Source organism: Pseudomonas sp. IT-P294, assembly GCF_949767865.1.
In the GTDB taxonomy this organism is placed as follows: Bacteria; Pseudomonadota; Gammaproteobacteria; order Pseudomonadales; family Pseudomonadaceae; genus Aquipseudomonas.
Genome location: NZ_CATKQW010000033.1, coordinates 563,814 through 580,736 on the forward strand (window position 1 = coordinate 563,814; position 16,923 = coordinate 580,736).

The window sequence follows — 16,923 nt, forward strand, 5'->3', positions numbered from 1 at the left end:
AGCGGCCCACTTTTTAAAGAAGGTGTAGTTGCGATGAAACGTGTAGGTCTGATCGGTTGGCGCGGTATGGTCGGTTCCGTGCTCATGCAGCGGATGCTGGAAGAGCAGGATTTCGATCTCATCGAGCCGGTGTTTTTCACCACTTCGAATGTCGGTGGCCAAGGCCCGTCCGTGGGCAAGGACATTGCTCCGCTCAAGGACGCTTACAGCATTGAAGAGCTGAAAACCCTTGACGTGATTTTGACCTGCCAGGGTGGCGACTACACCAGCGAAGTCTTCCCCAAGCTGCGCGAAGCCGGCTGGCAGGGTTACTGGATCGACGCCGCTTCCAGCCTGCGCATGCAGGATGATGCGGTGATCGTGCTGGACCCGGTGAACCGCAAGGTCATCGACCAGCAACTCGACGCGGGCACCAAGAACTACATCGGCGGCAACTGCACCGTCAGCCTGATGCTGATGGGCTTGGGCGGTCTGTTCGAAGCCGGTCTGGTCGAGTGGATGAGCGCCATGACTTATCAGGCAGCCTCCGGTGCCGGCGCGCAGAACATGCGTGAACTGATCAAGCAAATGGGCGCGACCCACGCCGCTGTTGCCGATCAACTGGCAGATCCTGCCAGCGCGATCCTCGACATCGACCGCCGTGTGGCCGAAGCCATGCGCAGCGACGCGTACCCGACTGAGAACTTCGGCGTACCGCTGGCCGGCAGCCTGATCCCGTGGATCGACAAGGAACTGCCGAACGGCCAGAGCCGTGAAGAGTGGAAGGCCCAGGCCGAGACCAACAAGATCCTTGGTCGTTTCAAGAGCCCGATCCCGGTCGACGGTATCTGCGTGCGCATCGGCGCCATGCGTTGCCACAGCCAGGCGCTGACCATCAAGCTGAACAAAGACGTGCCGATCGCCGACATCGAAGGGCTGATCAGCCAGCACAACCCTTGGGTCAAGCTGGTGCCGAACAACCGTGAGGCGAGCATTCAGGAACTGAGCCCGACGAAAGTCACTGGCACCCTGAACGTCCCGGTTGGCCGCCTGCGCAAACTGAACATGGGTTCGCAGTTCGTCGGCGCGTTCACCGTCGGCGACCAACTGCTGTGGGGCGCGGCCGAACCGCTGCGTCGCATGCTGCGGATCCTGCTTGAGCGTTGATTGATTGAAGCAATGAAAGAACCCGCGCCTTGAAGAAGGCGCGGGTTTTTTTATCCCGATAGCCTGCGCTTATCGATCGTTCCCACGCTCCGCGTGGGAATGCATCCCGTGACGCTCCGCGTCACTTGCGCAAGCAGAACGCGGAGCGTCCTTGGCGGCATTCCCACGCAGAGCGTGGGAACGATCGGGGTGGGGGTGAATTGCCTGCGCGCCAACCACCCGGTAAAGTGCCGCTCCCCCCGTTTCGCCAGAGGTAGAACCATGAGCCAGTCCTTTGATATTGCCGTGATCGGCGCCACCGGTACTGTCGGCGAAACGCTCGTGCAGATACTCGAAGAGCGCGATTTTCCGGTGGGAGATCTGCACCTGCTGGCCAGCAGCGAATCCGCCGGTCATTCGGTGCCGTTCCGCGGCAAGAACGTGCGGGTGCGGGAAGTTGACGAGTTCGATTTCAGCAAAGTCCAGCTAGTGTTTTTCGCCGCAGGACCGGCGGTGACCCTGAGTTTTGCCTCGCGTGCCGTCGCAGCCGGTTGCTCGCTGATCGACCTGTCCGGCGCCTTGACCGCCGATCAGGCGCCGCAAGTGGTGCCGGAAGCCAATGCCGACATCCTGGCCAGTCTGAAAAAACCGTTCCAGGTCAGCAGCCCAAGCCCGTCGGCCACCACCCTGGCGGTGGTGCTCGCACCGTTGCTCGGTTTGCTAGACCTGCAACGCATTCACGTCACCGCGTGCCTGGCGGTCTCCGCGCAAGGCCGCGAAGCCGTGACCGAGCTGGCCCGGCAGACCGCCGAGCTGCTTAACGTGCGTCCGCTGGAGCCGACGTTCTTCGATCGGCAGATGGCGTTCAACCTGTTGGCTCAGGTCGGCAAACCTGACGAGCAGGGGCACACCCTGCTGGAAAAACGCCTGGTGCGTGAGCTGCGTCAGGTCATGGCGCTGCCTTCATTAAAGATTTCCGTCACTTGCATTCAAGCCCCGGTGTTTTTTGGCGATAGCTTTAGCGTGACCTTGCAATCCGCGAGCGCTGTGGACCTGGCGAAAGTCAACGCGGCGCTGGAAGATGCGCCTGGCATCGAGCTGGTGGAGGCCGGCGATTACCCGACGCCAGTCGGCGACGCGGTAGGGCAGGACGTGGTGTACGTCGGTCGGGTTCGTCATGGTGTCGACGACCTGTCGGAACTAAATCTGTGGCTGACGTCAGATAACGTACGCAAAGGCGCCGCGCTCAATGCTGTGCAGGTGGCTGAATTGTTGATAAAAGACCTGCTGTAAAAGATACTTGGCAACAATTTTTCGAATGAGTCCGGTCGAGCGTTATGCTTGGGCGGATTGCTGATGGCGAGTCACCCTCCGGGGCTTTCCGGGCATGAATGAAATGATCGCGTGCGACGACACTTCGGCGCTGCGCGCAATGCCTTACGGCAGCGACCATCAATACCTTCTCGCTGGCCGAGGAATGTTCAAACAAAGGATGAGGCTATGGTTCAAGTTCGCAAACTGGTGTTAGCAATAGCGGCCGCCTCGGCGCTGTCCTCCGGTATGGCGCAGGCACTCGGGCTCGGGGAATTGACCCTGAAGTCGACGCTGAACCAACCTTTGGTGGCGGAAATCGAGCTGCTCGACGTCAAGGACCTCACCGCTGCCGAAGTGGTGCCGAGCCTGGCCTCGCCCGAAGATTTCGCCAAGGCTGGCGTCGACCGCCAGGCATTCCTCAACGATCTGACCTTTACCCCGGTGCTCAACGCCAGCGGTAAAAGTGTCCTGCGCGTGACCTCCAGCAAACCACTGTCCGAACCGATGGTGAAATTCCTGGTTCAGGTCATGTGGCCAAGCGGTCGACTGATGCGTGATTACAGCGTGCTGCTCGATCCATCCAAATTCTCGCCGCAGACCGCTGAAGCGGCTGCGCAGCCTGCACCGACTCCAGCTGTGACAGCACCCGTCACCGGTGCCGCCAAGTCTGCCCAATACACCACCACGCCGCGCGATACCTTGTGGGAAATTGCCGCGAAGGCGCGTAATGGCGGCTCGGTCCAGCAAACCATGCTGGCCATCCAGGCGTTGAACCCGGATGCCTTTATCGACGGCAACATCAACCGGTTGAAAACCGGCCAGGTGCTGCGCATGCCGGATCAGACCCAAACCACCAGCCTGCCACAGCCTAAAGCCATCGCCGAAGTCGCTGCGCAGAACACTGCATGGCGTCAGGGGCGGCGTTATGTGGCCAAGCCCGGGACCGGACAACAGCAGCTCGATGCGACCAAGCGCGGGCGGGCTGATGCCGGTTCAGCGCAGACGGCCAAGGACAAGCTGAGCCTGGTATCGGCCGACACCGCTAAAGGTCGTGGCAAAGGGGGCGATGCCAAGGCCTTGAGCAATAAATTGGCGGTCACCCAGGAAAGCCTCGACACGACTCGTCGTGACAACGCCGAACTGAAGAGCCGCATGACCGATCTGCAAAGCCAGCTGGATAAGCTGCAACGTCTGATCGAGCTGAAAAACAATCAACTGGCCAAACTGCAAGCCGAAGGCGCAGCCGGTGCACCCGCTGCACCCGCTGCTGCTCCCGCTAATACGCCGGCGATCTCCGCCGAGCTGGCGCCAAGCCCTGCGGCAACGCCGGCAGACGTGGCGGCAACACCAAAGCCTGAGACGCCAGTCGCTGAAGTCGCTCCAGCACCCGCCGAGAAGCCTGTCGAGCCGACACCCGCGACCGCTGATGATCAAAAATTCAACGAACTGCTGACCAATCCGATTCTGTTGGGTCTGGTCGGTGGCGGTGCGGTGGTTCTGCTGCTCTTGCTGTTGTTGCTGGCGCGTCGACGCAAAGCACAGCAAGAAGCCGAGAAGCACCTGCGCATGGCCCGTGCCCTGGAGGACGAGAAGGAATTCTCTACCGAGCAGGAGCTGCCGGAAAGCAGCTTCGAAGGTCTGGAAGTGCCACCGCCGAACGTGAAGCTCGCGACCGCGCCGGCATTTGCACCTGCATTTGCGCCTGCGCCCGTACCAGCTCCCGCTCCAGCGCCAGTTATTGAGCCGGTTGTGGTCACCCAGCCCATTGCCGCGCCACTGATTTCGCCTGCGGCTGAGCGCGATGACGATGTGCTGGGCAAGGCACAGTCGCACATTACCGCTGGTCGTTTGAATCAGGCTGCCGCCATGCTCGAAGACGGCATCAAGCAGGAGCCGCAGCGTAGCGACCTGCGACTCAAGCTGATGGAAGTCTACGGTCAGCAGGGCGATCGTGATGCGTTTGTTGCCCAGGAGCGCCAATTGGTGGCCAACGGTGACAACTTCGCTCAGGTCGAAAAGCTTAAAACCCGCTTCCCGGCCATGGCCATTGCGGTTGCCGGTGGGCTGGCTGCTGCGGCCCTTGCCGCCGAACTCGACGCGCAATACGTCAAGGACCTGCTGCTGGACGAGCCGCAAGCACCGGCAGCGGCTGCTGATGACTTCGACAGCGCCTTCGATTTGAGCCTGGATGATCTGGAAGCCGCTTCTCCTGCGGTGGTTGCGCCAGAGCCGGAACCTGCCGTTGATCTTGACGAATTCCCGCTGGACGACGACCTGAGCTTTGAATCGGTATTGCAGCAGCAGACCGACATCAAGGAAAACCTCGATGACCTGTCGGACTTCGATCTTGACATGGATCTGGGCGGCGACCCTTCGCCGGCGATCCTCGCCGATGACGACTTCCTGCTGGATCTGGACGAGGGCGTGAAGGACCTGCCAGTCGAGCCTGTTGCTCCCGCTAAACCTGAGGTTCCACAGGACGATCTGGAGTTGCCGGCCGATTTCGATCTGTCGCTGTCCGATGAAATGGATGCCACCCCGGCTGAGCCAGATGCCTTCGCGGCCGAACTGGATGACGTCAACGCCGAGTTGGATCGTTTGTCCCAGAGCATCAGCGAGCCGACGTTCACCGCAGAAGACGCGGCGGCTTCGATGGCTGACGAGCCGGACTTCGACTTCCTCTCCGGCACCGATGAAGTGGCCACCAAGCTCGATCTGGCCCAGGCCTACATCGACATGGGCGACAACGACGGCGCCCGGGACATCCTCAATGAAGTGGTAACCGAGGGTGATGCCGGTCAGAAGAGCGAAGCCAAGGAAATGCTTTCGCGTCTGGCATGAATGATCGGTAGGCAGTAAACGAAACGGCAGCCCCTTGAGGCTGCCGTTTTTGTTTGTGCGATGCTCTTCGGATCAGGACAGCAGATCCTCATAAAACGCGCCAAACGGCCGGGTAGGGTGGGCGATCTGGATCTCCAGAATCCATAACCCGACATTCGGGCATGCCTCGAAACTCCCCAGGTCACCGGCCCGATAAATCGCATGGGGGAAGTCGCTGACCCGGTGCCCCTTAATCTCCAGGTTCAACCTCCAGCCCATGGCCGTCGCCTGTTCGTCGGCATAGCGGTACAGCTCATGGCCGGCGACCTGATGGGTTCGCCAGTAATCGTGGACCTGATCAAACAGTGTCTTTGCTGCCGCCGCGCAGGCTGTCATTTCAGGATCATCGCCGACGACAAACGTCGCGCCGGAGTCGCCTTCATGGCGATCCCAGACCACGCCGAGGTCGATGAAGAAAATATCGTTGTCAGCCAGTACCGGATCGCCATCGGAGGGTTGCTTGAAGGTTTTCAGGGTGTTCTCGCCGAAGCGGATCTTGGAGGGGTGCCAGATACGGTCCATCCCCAGCTCGTTCAGCACCTCGAGGCTCATCGCCAGGGCTTCGGATTCGCGCATGCCTGGTTTCACGCGTCGGGCCATTTCGTCGATGGCTTCCCAGGTTTTGCGTTTGGCGTGGAGCATGCCGTCCAGGCTGTAGGCCAGTCCGACGGCTTCTTTGAGGGTGGCGGTCATCATCAGGTCTCGGTGGTGTCTGTTTTTTCGTTGTGTAGCCATCTATATAGCGAAGTCTGTCCGGGCGATGCAATGACACAAAATCCACACGCCTCTGGCGTCCCGGTGCGACGGCCTTATAATGCCCGCCTTTGCGCATATCAGCAGGCTGTTACTCCTTGGCAAATTTAGATAACCCGGTCGCCGAAATGGCGGCCGAGGGCTTTTTCCGGATCGCATTGGGCGTTGAATACAAAGGCTCGCGGTATCGCGGCTGGCAGCGTCAGGCCTCCGGCGTGCTCACGGTGCAGGAAACCCTCGAAAAAGCCTTGTCCAAAGTCGCCGATTCGCCGGTGTCGCTGCTCTGCGCCGGGCGTACGGATGCCGGCGTGCATGCCTGTGGCCAAGTGGTGCATTTTGACACCCAGGTCGAGCGTTCGATGAAAGCCTGGGTCATGGGTGCCAACATCAACTTGCCCCACGATGTCAGCGTCAGTTGGGCCAAGGTCATGCCAGCGCATTTTCATGCGCGCTTCAAGGCCATTGCCCGGCGTTATCGCTACGTGATCTACAACGATCAGATCCGCCCCGCGCACCTGAATGAAGAAATCACCTGGAATCACCGTCCGCTGGACGTCGAGCGCATGGCCGAGGCGGCGCAGTATCTGGTCGGCACTCACGATTTCAGCGCCTTCCGTGCCGGCCAGTGCCAGGCCAAGTCGCCGATCAAGGAACTGCATCATTTGCGCGTCACGCGTCACGGCAAAATGATCGTCCTGGACATCCGCGCCAGCGCCTTCCTGCATCACATGGTGCGCAACATCGCGGGCGTGCTGATGACCATCGGTGCCGGCGAGCGCCCGGTGGAGTGGATGAAGGAAGTGCTGGAGAGCCGGATTCGCCGTTCTGGCGGGGTGACGGCGCATCCGTACGGTCTGTATCTGGTGCAAGTCGAGTATCGCGACGAGTTCGAACTGCCCGAGCGTTACATCGGCCCACACTTCCTGACCGGTTTCACGGAACTTGACGGCTGACGCCCTCGAATGCATTTGTTACCATCCGGGACTTTCTCGGATTTGCCCTGAGGTTCTATCGACATGTCAGCCGTTCGCAGCAAGATTTGTGGGATTACCCGCATAGAAGATGCGTTGGCGGCGGTCGAGGCCGGGGCGGATGCCATCGGGTTCGTGTTCTACGCCAAAAGCCCCCGGGCGGTTACGTTCCAGCATGCGCGCTCGATCATCAGCGCGCTGCCGCCGTTCGTGACCACCGTGGGTTTGTTCGTCAACGCCAGCCGCTGCGAGTTGGGCGAATTGCTCGACGCCGTGCCGCTGGACTTGCTGCAATTCCATGGCGACGAAACTGCTGCCGAGTGTGAAGGCTGGCACCGTCCGTACATCAAGGCGCTGCGGGTCAAGGCCGGCGACGACATCGCCGCGGCATGCGATGCGTTTCCAAGTGCCAGCGGGATCTTGCTGGACGCTTACGTGGAAGGGGTGCCTGGTGGAACCGGTGAAGCGTTCGACTGGTCATTGATACCACAAGGCTTGAGCAAGCCGATCATCCTCGCGGGTGGCTTGACGCCGGAAAATGTGGCCGAAGCCATCGCCCGGGTGCGGCCTTACGCGGTGGACGTCAGCGGTGGGGTGGAGGCGAGCAAGGGCATCAAGGATCACGCAAAGATTCAGGCATTCATCAAAGCGGTACGCGATACGTCGATGTGACGGCTGGCACACTGCCGCCGTCCACACGCATGGCTGAGGATTTTTGGGTTGTACGCAGGTCACGCTTCACTGACCCGGCCATCCACTGATCATCGCCACACATATGAATTTAGCTCAAGGGCATACGCGGGGCTGCGAACCAGAGCGTTCGGGCCGCCGGTACTGGAGAAAGAAAGCATGAGCAACTGGTTAGTAGACAAACTGATCCCTTCGATCATGCGTTCCGAGGTCAAGAAGAGCTCGGTGCCTGAAGGTCTGTGGCACAAATGCCCGTCTTGCGAGGCTGTGTTGTATCGTCCAGAGCTGGAAAAGACCCTGGACGTTTGCCCCAAGTGCAACCATCACATGCGTATCGGCGCGCGCGCGCGCATCGACATCTTCCTCGACGCCGAAGGCCGTGCCGAACTGGGCGCGGACCTGGAGCCGGTTGACCGTCTGAAATTCCGCGACGGCAAGAAGTACAAGGATCGCCTGACCGCCGCCCAGAAGCAGACCGGCGAAAAAGACGCACTGATTTCCATGAGTGGCACCCTGCTGGGCATGCCGGTGGTGGTTTCGGCCTTCGAATTCTCCTTCATGGGTGGTTCGATGGGCGCCATCGTCGGTGAGCGTTTTGTCCGCGCCGCCAACTACGCCCTGGAAAACCGTTGCCCGATGATCTGCTTCGCCGCCTCCGGTGGTGCGCGGATGCAGGAAGCCCTGATCTCCCTGATGCAAATGGCCAAGACCTCTGCGGTGCTGGCGCGTCTGCGTGAAGAAGGCATTCCGTTCATCTCCGTGCTGACCGATCCGGTCTACGGCGGCGTTTCCGCCAGCCTGGCAATGCTTGGCGACGTGATCGTCGGTGAGCCCAAGGCCCTGATCGGTTTCGCCGGTCCGCGCGTGATCGAGCAGACCGTGCGTGAAAAACTGCCGGAAGGCTTCCAGCGTAGTGAGTTCCTGCTGGAGCACGGCGCAATCGACATGATCATTCACCGTCAGGAACTGCGTCCGCGCCTTGGCAACCTGCTGGCACAAATGATGGGCCTGCCGACGCCGAAATTCGTCGCCGCGCCAATCGAGCCGATCGTGGTTCCGCCGGTACCTGCGAACATATGACCGAACGTACCCTTGGCGAATGGCTCGCCTACCTTGAGCAGTTGCACCCTTCGGCCATCGACATGGGCCTGGAGCGTTCGCAACAGGTAGCGTCCCGAATGGGGCTGGGCAAGCCGGCGCCTCGGGTGATCACGGTCACTGGCACTAACGGCAAGGGTTCCACCTGCGGATTCGTGGCTTCATTGCTGCGGGCGCAGGGCCTGAAGGTGGGTGTCTACAATTCTCCGCACCTGCTGCGTTACAACGAGCGGGTGCAGGTCAATGGCGTCGAAGCCACTGACGCTGAGCTGTGCGAAGCCTTTGCTGCGGTGGAGGCGGGCCGTGGCGACACGTCCCTGACGTATTTCGAAATGGGCACCCTGGCGGCGTTCTGGCTGTTTCAACAGGCAGGGCTTGATGCCGTGGTGCTGGAAGTCGGTCTGGGCGGGCGTCTGGATACGGTCAACGTGGTCGACGCCGATATGGCGCTGGTCACCAGCATCGGCGTCGATCATGCAGACTATCTGGGCAATACCCGTGAGTCCGTGGCCTTTGAGAAGGCCGGCATTTTCCGTCAGGGTGCGCCTGCGCTCTGTGGCGATCTGAATCCTCCGCAACCCCTGCTGGACAAGGCGCGCGAGCTGTCTTGCCCGTTTTTCCTGCGTGGCCGCGACTTTGACCTCGGTGTGACCGGTCACAACTGGCAATGGCGCGGGCTGGATGCTCAAGGGCATGTGGTCGAATTGCACGACCTGCCGTTGCTCGACCTGCCGATGGAAAACGCCGCTTTGGCCTTGCAGGCTTACCTGTTGCTCGGATTGCCGTGGGTGGATGCGCAGATTATTGATGCGCTGAAAGCTACGCGGGTGGTCGGTCGCCTTGATCGCCGTCAGTTCGACTGGCAGGGCAAGCGCCTGAACCTGTTGCTGGATGTGGGGCATAACCCGCATGCCGCCGAGTACCTGGCTCGCCGTCTGGCCAGCCGTCCGCTGGTCGGCAAGCGTCTGGCGGTGTTCGGATTGTTGGCGGACAAGGATCTGGATGGTGTCATCGGCGAATTGAATGCTAGTGTCCAGCAATGGGCGGTTGCGCCGCTGGATTCACCGCGGGCGCGCCCGGTAGCCGATTTGCAGGCCGCGTTGCAGAACCTTGGTGCCGCGGTAACGTCCTATGACAGCGTGGCTGCGGCCCTGGAAGGGCAGTGCGCGCTGGCGACAAGCGACGACGAGATTCTGTTGTTCGGATCATTTTATTGTGTTGCCGAGGCCCTTGAATGGCTGGCCCGGCGCTCCACGGAGGAAGCGGCAAATGGCATTGCTGGATAAGGCATACAAACAACGCATGGTTGGCGCCCTGGTGCTGGTGGCGCTGGCGGTGATTTTCCTGCCGATGCTGTTTTCCCGTCAGGACGAGCAGCGTCAGGTAATCGTCGAAGCGCCGTCCGCGCCGCAAGCACCGTCCGTGCCGCAAGTGCGGGTCGATCCTGTGGTGGTGCCTGAACCGCAGGCATTGCCTCAGGAACCTGTGCCGAGTGATGAAGAGATCGCTCAGCCGGTAGTGCCGGCGAAGCCGATTGCGCCTGCCGCGCCTGCCGCCAAGCCGGTCGCACCAGCGCCAGCTCCAGTGCCCGCTTTGGCTGCCAAGCCCTCGGCCGCGCCGTCTCAGCCGATTTCGGCCGCGCCGGGCAAGCCCGACACCACTCAGAGCCGCGTCGACGCCAATGGCCTGTCGGTCAGCTGGTCGGTGCAACTGGCCAGCCTGTCGAGCCGTGAAAGCGCCGAAAGTCTGCAAAAAGACCTGCGCAGTCAGGGCTACAACGCCTACATTCGTACGGCCGATGGCAAGAATCGGGTATTTGTCGGACCGCTGATCGAGCGCGCCGAAGCCGATCGTCTGCGTGACTTGCTGGGTCGACAGAAGAACCTCAAGGGTTTTGTGGTGCGCTTCCAGCCTGAGCGCAATTAAAACTATCGCCCCGATTTGAAATGCACTGAAAATCGCAGCTTACCGATAGCCATGCGCTCTGCTAAAATGCGCCGCCTTATCCGTCTGTAGGCTGCACTGTGCCATTTACCTGGGTTGACTGGGCGATCGTTGCAATCGTCGCCATCTCCGCATTGATCAGTCTGAGCCGCGGCTTCGTCAAAGAAGCACTATCGCTGGTGACCTGGATCATCGCAGGAGTCGTCGCCTGGATGTTCGGTGGTTCATTGTCCGAGTACCTCGCCGGATACATCCAAACGCCATCGGCTCGTGTGATCACGGGCTGTGCCATCATGTTTGTCGCCACGTTAATCGTAGGGGCAATGATCAATTATCTTATCGGCGAGTTGGTTCGCGTCACCGGGTTGTCCGGGACCGATCGATTCCTCGGCATGGCCTTCGGCGCTGCGCGTGGCGTGTTGCTGGTGGTCGTGGCGGTCGGGCTGTTGAGCCTGGGGCCGGTACAGCAGGACGGGTGGTGGCAACAGTCACAGCTCGTGCCAAAATTTCTATTGGTCGCAGACTGGTCCAAAAACCTGATCCTGGGGTGGAGCAGTCAGTGGCTTGCCAGCGGTATCAGCGTACCCGCTGAGATACCGTTCAAGGAGCACCTCTTGCCGATGGCCAAAACGCCTCTGTGAGTTGTGTTCAGTTCAGATCCATTAAGTAGGGGTTGCGTCGCATGTGTGGCATCGTCGGTATCGTCGGTAAGTCGAACGTCAATCAGGCGCTGTATGACGCGCTAACCGTGCTCCAGCACCGCGGCCAGGACGCTGCCGGTATCGTAACCAGCCATGATGGCCGGTTATTCCTGCGCAAGGACAATGGCCTGGTGCGTGACGTGTTCCATCAGCGTCACATGCAGCGCCTCGTCGGCCACATGGGCATTGGCCATGTGCGTTACCCGACCGCAGGCAGCTCGACCTCGGCCGAAGCTCAACCGTTTTACGTCAACTCGCCTTACGGCATCACCTTGGCGCACAACGGTAACCTGACCAACGTTGAACAGCTGGCCAAGGAGATTTACGAATCTGACCTGCGCCACGTCAACACCAATTCCGATTCGGAAGTACTGCTGAACGTGTTTGCGCACGAACTGGCCCAGCGCGGCAAGTTGCAGCCAACCGAAGAAGACGTGTTTGCGGCGGTCACTGACGTGCACAACCGTTGCGTCGGCGGTTATGCGGTCGTGGCGATGGTGACCGGTTACGGCATCGTCGGTTTCCGCGACCCGCACGGCATCCGCCCGATCGTGTTCGGTCAGCGTCACACCGACGAAGGCGTCGAGTACATGATCGCCTCCGAAAGCGTGTCCCTGGACGTGCTCGGTTTCACCCTGATCCGCGACCTGGCGCCGGGCGAAGCGGTCTACATCACTGAAGACGGCAAGCTGCACACCCGTCAGTGTGCGACCAACCCGTCCCTGACCCCGTGCATCTTCGAACACGTCTACCTGGCGCGTCCGGATTCGATCATCGACGGCGTGTCGGTCTACAAGGCCCGTCTGCGCATGGGTGAGAAACTCGCCGAGAAGATCCTGCGCGAGCGTCCGCAGCACGACATCGACGTGGTCATCCCGATTCCGGACACCAGCCGCACCGCGGCCCTGGAGCTGGCGAACCACCTGGGCGTCAAGTTCCGTGAAGGCTTCGTGAAGAACCGCTACATCGGCCGGACCTTCATCATGCCGGGCCAGGCAGCGCGGAAAAAATCCGTGCGCCAGAAGCTCAACGCCATTGAGCTGGAATTCCGCGGCAAGAACGTGATGCTGGTAGACGACTCGATCGTTCGCGGCACCACGTGCAAGCAGATCATCCAGATGGCCCGTGAAGCCGGCGCGAAAAACGTCTACTTCTGCTCCGCCGCCCCGGCCGTTCGCTACCCGAACGTCTATGGCATCGACATGCCGAGCGCTCATGAGCTGATCGCCCATAACCGTTCGACCCAGGACGTGGCCGACCTGATCGGCGCTGACTGGCTGATCTATCAGGACCTGCCTGACTTGATCGAAGCGGTCGGCGGCGGCAAGATCAAGATCGACAAGTTCGATTGCGCGGTGTTCGACGGCCAGTACGTCACCGGCGATGTCGACGAGGCTTACCTGAACAAGATCGAGCAGGCTCGTAACGATGCCTCCAAGGTCAAGACGCAGGCAGTCAGCGCGATCATTGATCTGTACAACAACTGAGTAATTACCGGCCCTGAGGGGCCGGTTTTGTATCTACTAGAAGAGCAAGGCAAGGAGTGACAGCATGAGTCAGGATTGGGATGCCGGTCGGCTGGACAGCGACCTCGAAGGCGTAGCGTTCGATACCCTGGCCGTACGCGCCGGTCAGCACCGTACGCCGGAAGCCGAGCACGGTGATCCGATGTTCTTCACTTCCAGCTATGTGTTCCGCACCGCTGCCGACGCGGCGGCTCGCTTTGCCGGGGAAGTGCCGGGCAACGTCTACTCGCGCTACACCAACCCGACTGTGCGTGCGTTCGAAGAGCGCATTGCCGCACTGGAAAGCGCCGAGCAAGCCGTGGCCACCGCCACCGGCATGGCCGCGATCATGGCCGTGGTCATGAGCCTGTGCAGCGCTGGCGACCATGTACTGGTGTCGCGCAGCGTGTTTGGCTCGACCATCAGCCTGTTCGAGAAGTATTTCAAGCGCTTTGGCATCGAAGTCGATTACGTGCCCCTGGCCGACTTGTCCGGCTGGGATGCGGCGATCAAGGCCAACACCAAATTGCTGTTCGTCGAATCGCCTTCCAACCCATTGGCCGAGCTGGTGGACATCGCCGAGCTGTCGAAAATCGCTCACGCCAAAGGCGCGATGCTGGTGGTCGACAACTGCTTCTGCACCCCGGCGCTGCAACAGCCGCTGAAGATGGGCGCGGACATCGTCGTGCATTCGGCGACCAAGTTCATCGATGGCCAGGGCCGTTGCATGGGCGGTGTGGTCGCCGGTCGTAGCGAACAAATGAAAGAAGTCGTCGGCTTCCTGCGTACTGCCGGGCCGACGCTGAGCCCGTTCAACGCCTGGATCTTCCTCAAGGGCCTCGAAACCCTTGGTCTGCGCATGAAGGCGCACTGCGCCAACGCACAGCAACTGGCCGAGTGGCTGGAGCAGCAGGATGGCATCGAGAAAGTCCATTACGCCGGTCTCAAGAGCCACCCGCAGCACGAACTGGCCTTGCGTCAGCAGAAGGGTTTCGGCGCTGTGGTGAGTTTCGAGGTCAAGGGCGGCAAAGACGGCGCCTGGCGCTTTATCGATGCGACACGCCTGATTTCGATCACCGCCAACCTTGGCGACACTAAAACCACCATCACGCACCCGAGCACCACCTCCCACGGTCGTCTGGCGCCGCAAGAGCGTGAAGCGGCGGGTATTCGTGACAGTCTGATCCGCATCGCGGTCGGTCTGGAAGACGTGGCTGACCTGCAAGCCGATCTGGCGCGCGGGTTGGCTGCCTTGTGATCGAGATGTCCACGCCGGGCACTGGCACCCATGGCCGCGTTGCGCTGGTCACCGGGGCCGCGCGCGGCATTGGTCTGGGGATCGCAGCCTGGCTGATCTGCGAAGGCTGGCAGGTGGTGCTGACTGATCTGGATCGAAAGCGCGGTTCGAAGGTGGCGAAAGTGCTGGGCGAAAACGCCTGGTTCATCGCCATGGACGTTTCGAACGAGGGGCAAGTGGCGTTGGGTGTCGCCGAGGTGCTGGGGCAGTTCGGGCGTCTGGATGCGCTGGTGTGTAACGCGGCGGTGGCTGATCCGCACAACATCACCCTGGAAAGTCTTGATCTGGCGTACTGGAACCGTGTGTTGGCGGTCAATCTCAGTGGGCCGATGCTGTTGGCCAAGCACTGTGCGCCGTATCTGCGCGCTCACAGCGGTGCGATCGTCAACCTGGCCTCGACCCGCGCCGCACAGTCGGAGCCGGACACAGAGGCCTATGCGGCGAGCAAGGGCGGTCTGTTGGCCCTGACTCACGCATTGGCCATCAGTCTCGGGCCGGAAATTCGCGTCAACGCGGTGAGCCCGGGCTGGATCGATACCCGGGATCCGGCGGTACGACGTGCCGAACCGCTGACCGATGCCGATCATGCGCAGCATCCGGCGGGCAGGGTAGGGACGGTCGAAGACGTCGCGGCGATGGTGGCCTGGTTGCTGTCCAAGAACGCCGGTTTCGTCACGGGCCAGGAGTTTGTTGTCGATGGCGGCATGACCAAGAAGATGATTTACAGCGAGTAGTCCTGTATCGATCCGTCTAGCGCTCATGCTGGATGTGCCGTGAGTGACACGATTTTGTCTTTTTCAGAAAAACTTCAATCCTGCTATTGACTTAGGTTCGCTACCTGCGTAAATTTCGCGGCCTCAACGAAGCAAAGGGTGATTAGCTCAGCTGGGAGAGCATCTGCCTTACAAGCAGAGGGTCGGCGGTTCGATCCCGTCATCACCCACCACTTCTTGAGAGTCTTGCGAAAGCAAGATGGAAGCTTTTAAAAGCCTCCACCGACGCGCAGCGGTAGTTCAGTCGGTTAGAATACCGGCCTGTCACGCCGGGGGTCGCGGGTTCGAGTCCCGTCCGCTGCGCCATATTTTCCGAGTCAGGTTCGCCTGATTCGAGATTGAAAGCCTCGAAGCTTCCAGTCAGACGAGTTACTTGGACGCAAGTCCAAAGCGATACGCAGCGGTAGTTCAGTCGGTTAGAATACCGGCCTGTCACGCCGGGGGTCGCGGGTTCGAGTCCCGTCCGCTGCGCCATATCTGCTTCAAGGCCCACTGAACGCCTTGAAGCTACAAAGAAAGCCGCTGGCTATCTTTGAGTCGATAGCAAAGACCCTGGTCGAAAGACCGGGGTTTTTTGTGTCTGCGATTTGGCTTCTCTCTCCTTTCCCCTGGCCCTCAGGAATTCGCATCAGTCATCCCAGTGCAGATCTGCAAAGATTTCTGACGTTTCGTGATAATTCCCCTCAATGACCCGCAGCCCTGATTAACCGGTGCCTGCACGCCAAAATCTCCCGTCCGTTACTCCTTTATTCAAGTGTTCACTGGGTGCAAAGCGAACAAAGCGCTTTATCTGGCGCATAAACACTAATTAGAATTAGTCGCATTTAAAATATTTCTTCGCGCAGGGTTTCTTTGGATGAGTGATGCAGCGATGCCGATGGGGTGCGAGCGCGGGCGCAAACCAGTCTGTTGGCCCTGGCGGATCGATCGGTGGACGCGTTGTCCGGCGGGCAACGCCAGCGGGCATGGATCGCCATGAACCTGGCCGGTTACTTCACGGCTTCAGAGTGGGCGACGTTGTCCGGTGAGTTGCGGCTCAAGGACAGCGCCGAGCGTGACTCACCGCGTTCTTTGCTGGCCCGGGACTTGTTGCAGGAAGAGGTGTGCGTGCAACTGCTGGACGCCTTGGGCCCGGTGATCGGCTCGCCGACTCGGGCGATTACCGCCTCGTTGCTGGGCAAGCGCTTGTCGTTTCTGGCGACCGGCGCCTGTTTGTACGCGATGTCGGTGTATGACAAAGGATTGTTGATGTCGCTGGACAACGCGGTGGTCGAATACGGCCACGATGACGGGTTATGGACGTCTTCGATGCCGATTAGCCATTCCCTTCCACTGACGTATGAAGCGGGCGAACGCGAAGCCTGGCGCGAATCCATCGTTCAAGCGCTGTTCGCCGATCTGCTCAAACCGCTGTGGCAAACCTTCAACCGGGTCACTGGCGTTTCCCGGCGCATCCTCTGGGAAAACACGGCCGTTCGCGTCTATTCACTGTATGAAAAACACATGGTGACAATCGACGACCCCAAGGTGCGCGAACGCTGTGAAGGGGATTTCAACTGGCTGATGACCCAAGCCGAACCGGCGCTGTTCGGTCTCGATTACAACCCGCTGAGCCATTTTTGTCGACCGCCGACGCTGGTGGATGAGGGGCAACGAAGCATCCGCTTTCGCCGAACCTGCTGTTTCTACTACCTGGCCACCGAGCCCGCTGAATACTGCTCGATCTGCCCATTGCTGCGTTCGGGGAAAAAATGCCGATGAGTTACCTGATTAACCTTCGCCAACAAACCTCCGCCCGGAGTTAATCGCTGAGTAGCGAATGATCCCGTCGTTCACCATCGGCCATTTTTCCGACCGTGGTTTCGATTTATT

The 16,923-nt window shown here is 60.4% G+C and carries 14 protein-coding genes, 3 tRNA genes and 1 pseudogene; 17 read left to right on the forward strand and 1 reads right to left on the reverse strand.

Features of this window, described 5'->3' with window-relative positions; genetic code table 11:
* Positions 1-33: 33 nt before the first annotated feature.
* The 3 genes from asd (at position 34) to ACM6I0_RS21610 (ending at position 5,280) form a co-directional block, all read left to right on the forward strand.
* A complete protein-coding gene (gene asd / locus ACM6I0_RS21600) occupies positions 34-1,146 on the forward strand; it encodes an aspartate-semialdehyde dehydrogenase (protein ID WP_045057948.1) in 1,113 nt (370 codons plus the stop codon).
* 261 nt (positions 1,147-1,407) lie between these two features.
* Complete coding sequence (locus tag ACM6I0_RS21605) at positions 1,408-2,418, forward strand: aspartate-semialdehyde dehydrogenase (protein WP_414923201.1); 1,011 nt, start codon at positions 1,408-1,410, stop codon at positions 2,416-2,418.
* A gap of 207 nt (positions 2,419-2,625) precedes the next feature.
* Positions 2,626-5,280, forward strand: coding sequence for a FimV/HubP family polar landmark protein (locus ACM6I0_RS21610; RefSeq protein ID WP_414923202.1), 2,655 nt, complete (start codon positions 2,626-2,628; stop codon positions 5,278-5,280).
* A 72-nt stretch (positions 5,281-5,352) separates the two neighbouring features.
* Here ACM6I0_RS21610 and ACM6I0_RS21615 read toward each other — a convergent pair whose 3' ends face one another.
* On the reverse strand, positions 5,353-6,012 hold the full coding sequence (locus tag ACM6I0_RS21615) for a M24 family metallopeptidase (protein ID WP_414923337.1): 660 nt from the start codon (positions 6,010-6,012) through the stop codon (positions 5,353-5,355).
* A 188-nt stretch (positions 6,013-6,200) separates the two neighbouring features.
* On the opposite strand from ACM6I0_RS21615, the gene truA reads away from it, so the two are divergent.
* From truA to ACM6I0_RS21685, 14 genes and pseudogenes are all read left to right on the forward strand, one after another.
* A complete protein-coding gene (gene truA / locus ACM6I0_RS21620) occupies positions 6,201-7,025 on the forward strand; it encodes a tRNA pseudouridine(38-40) synthase TruA (RefSeq protein WP_208672265.1) in 825 nt (274 codons plus the stop codon).
* 63 nt (positions 7,026-7,088) lie between these two features.
* Positions 7,089-7,715 (forward strand): phosphoribosylanthranilate isomerase, encoded by a 627-nt coding sequence (locus ACM6I0_RS21625; protein WP_414923203.1) that lies wholly within the window; start codon positions 7,089-7,091, stop codon positions 7,713-7,715.
* Between the two features lie 177 nt (positions 7,716-7,892).
* Positions 7,893-8,813, forward strand: a complete 921-nt coding sequence (accD, locus tag ACM6I0_RS21630; protein ID WP_056744405.1) for an acetyl-CoA carboxylase, carboxyltransferase subunit beta — start codon at positions 7,893-7,895, stop codon at positions 8,811-8,813.
* A complete protein-coding gene (gene folC, locus ACM6I0_RS21635) occupies positions 8,810-10,117 on the forward strand; it encodes a bifunctional tetrahydrofolate synthase/dihydrofolate synthase (RefSeq protein WP_414923204.1) in 1,308 nt (435 codons plus the stop codon). The genes accD and folC overlap by 4 nt, the downstream gene beginning before the upstream one ends.
* Entirely contained in the window at positions 10,101-10,757 is a 657-nt protein-coding gene (locus tag ACM6I0_RS21640) for an SPOR domain-containing protein (RefSeq protein WP_414923205.1), read from the forward strand. The genes folC and ACM6I0_RS21640 overlap by 17 nt, the downstream gene beginning before the upstream one ends.
* A gap of 98 nt (positions 10,758-10,855) precedes the next feature.
* The gene (locus tag ACM6I0_RS21645; RefSeq protein WP_222585559.1) at positions 10,856-11,416 is read left to right on the forward strand and encodes a CvpA family protein; all 561 of its coding nucleotides are present in this window, start codon (positions 10,856-10,858) and stop codon (positions 11,414-11,416) included.
* Between the two features lie 41 nt (positions 11,417-11,457).
* A complete protein-coding gene (gene purF / locus ACM6I0_RS21650) occupies positions 11,458-12,963 on the forward strand; it encodes an amidophosphoribosyltransferase (protein WP_150654185.1) in 1,506 nt (501 codons plus the stop codon).
* A 64-nt stretch (positions 12,964-13,027) separates the two neighbouring features.
* On the forward strand, positions 13,028-14,239 hold the full coding sequence (locus ACM6I0_RS21655) for an O-succinylhomoserine sulfhydrylase (RefSeq protein ID WP_090182294.1): 1,212 nt from the start codon (positions 13,028-13,030) through the stop codon (positions 14,237-14,239).
* Between the two features lie 5 nt (positions 14,240-14,244).
* Positions 14,245-15,012 (forward strand): SDR family oxidoreductase, encoded by a 768-nt coding sequence (locus ACM6I0_RS21660; RefSeq protein ID WP_285435801.1) that lies wholly within the window; start codon positions 14,245-14,247, stop codon positions 15,010-15,012.
* Positions 15,013-15,148: 136 nt separating this feature from the next.
* Positions 15,149-15,224 (forward strand) — tRNA-Val (locus ACM6I0_RS21665).
* Positions 15,225-15,280: 56 nt separating this feature from the next.
* Positions 15,281-15,357: transfer RNA gene (locus ACM6I0_RS21670), tRNA-Asp, on the forward strand.
* A gap of 91 nt (positions 15,358-15,448) precedes the next feature.
* A tRNA-Asp gene (locus tag ACM6I0_RS21675) sits at positions 15,449-15,525 on the forward strand.
* A 411-nt stretch (positions 15,526-15,936) separates the two neighbouring features.
* Positions 15,937-16,038: pseudogene (locus tag ACM6I0_RS21680) on the forward strand (ABC transporter ATP-binding protein); the annotation flags it as partial.
* Positions 16,027-16,812: an IucA/IucC family C-terminal-domain containing protein gene (locus ACM6I0_RS21685; protein ID WP_285435800.1), complete on the forward strand. Its 786-nt coding sequence runs from the start codon at positions 16,027-16,029 to the stop codon at positions 16,810-16,812. The pseudogene ACM6I0_RS21680 and the gene ACM6I0_RS21685, both read left to right, overlap by 12 nt.
* The last annotated feature ends 111 nt before the right edge of the window (positions 16,813-16,923 follow it).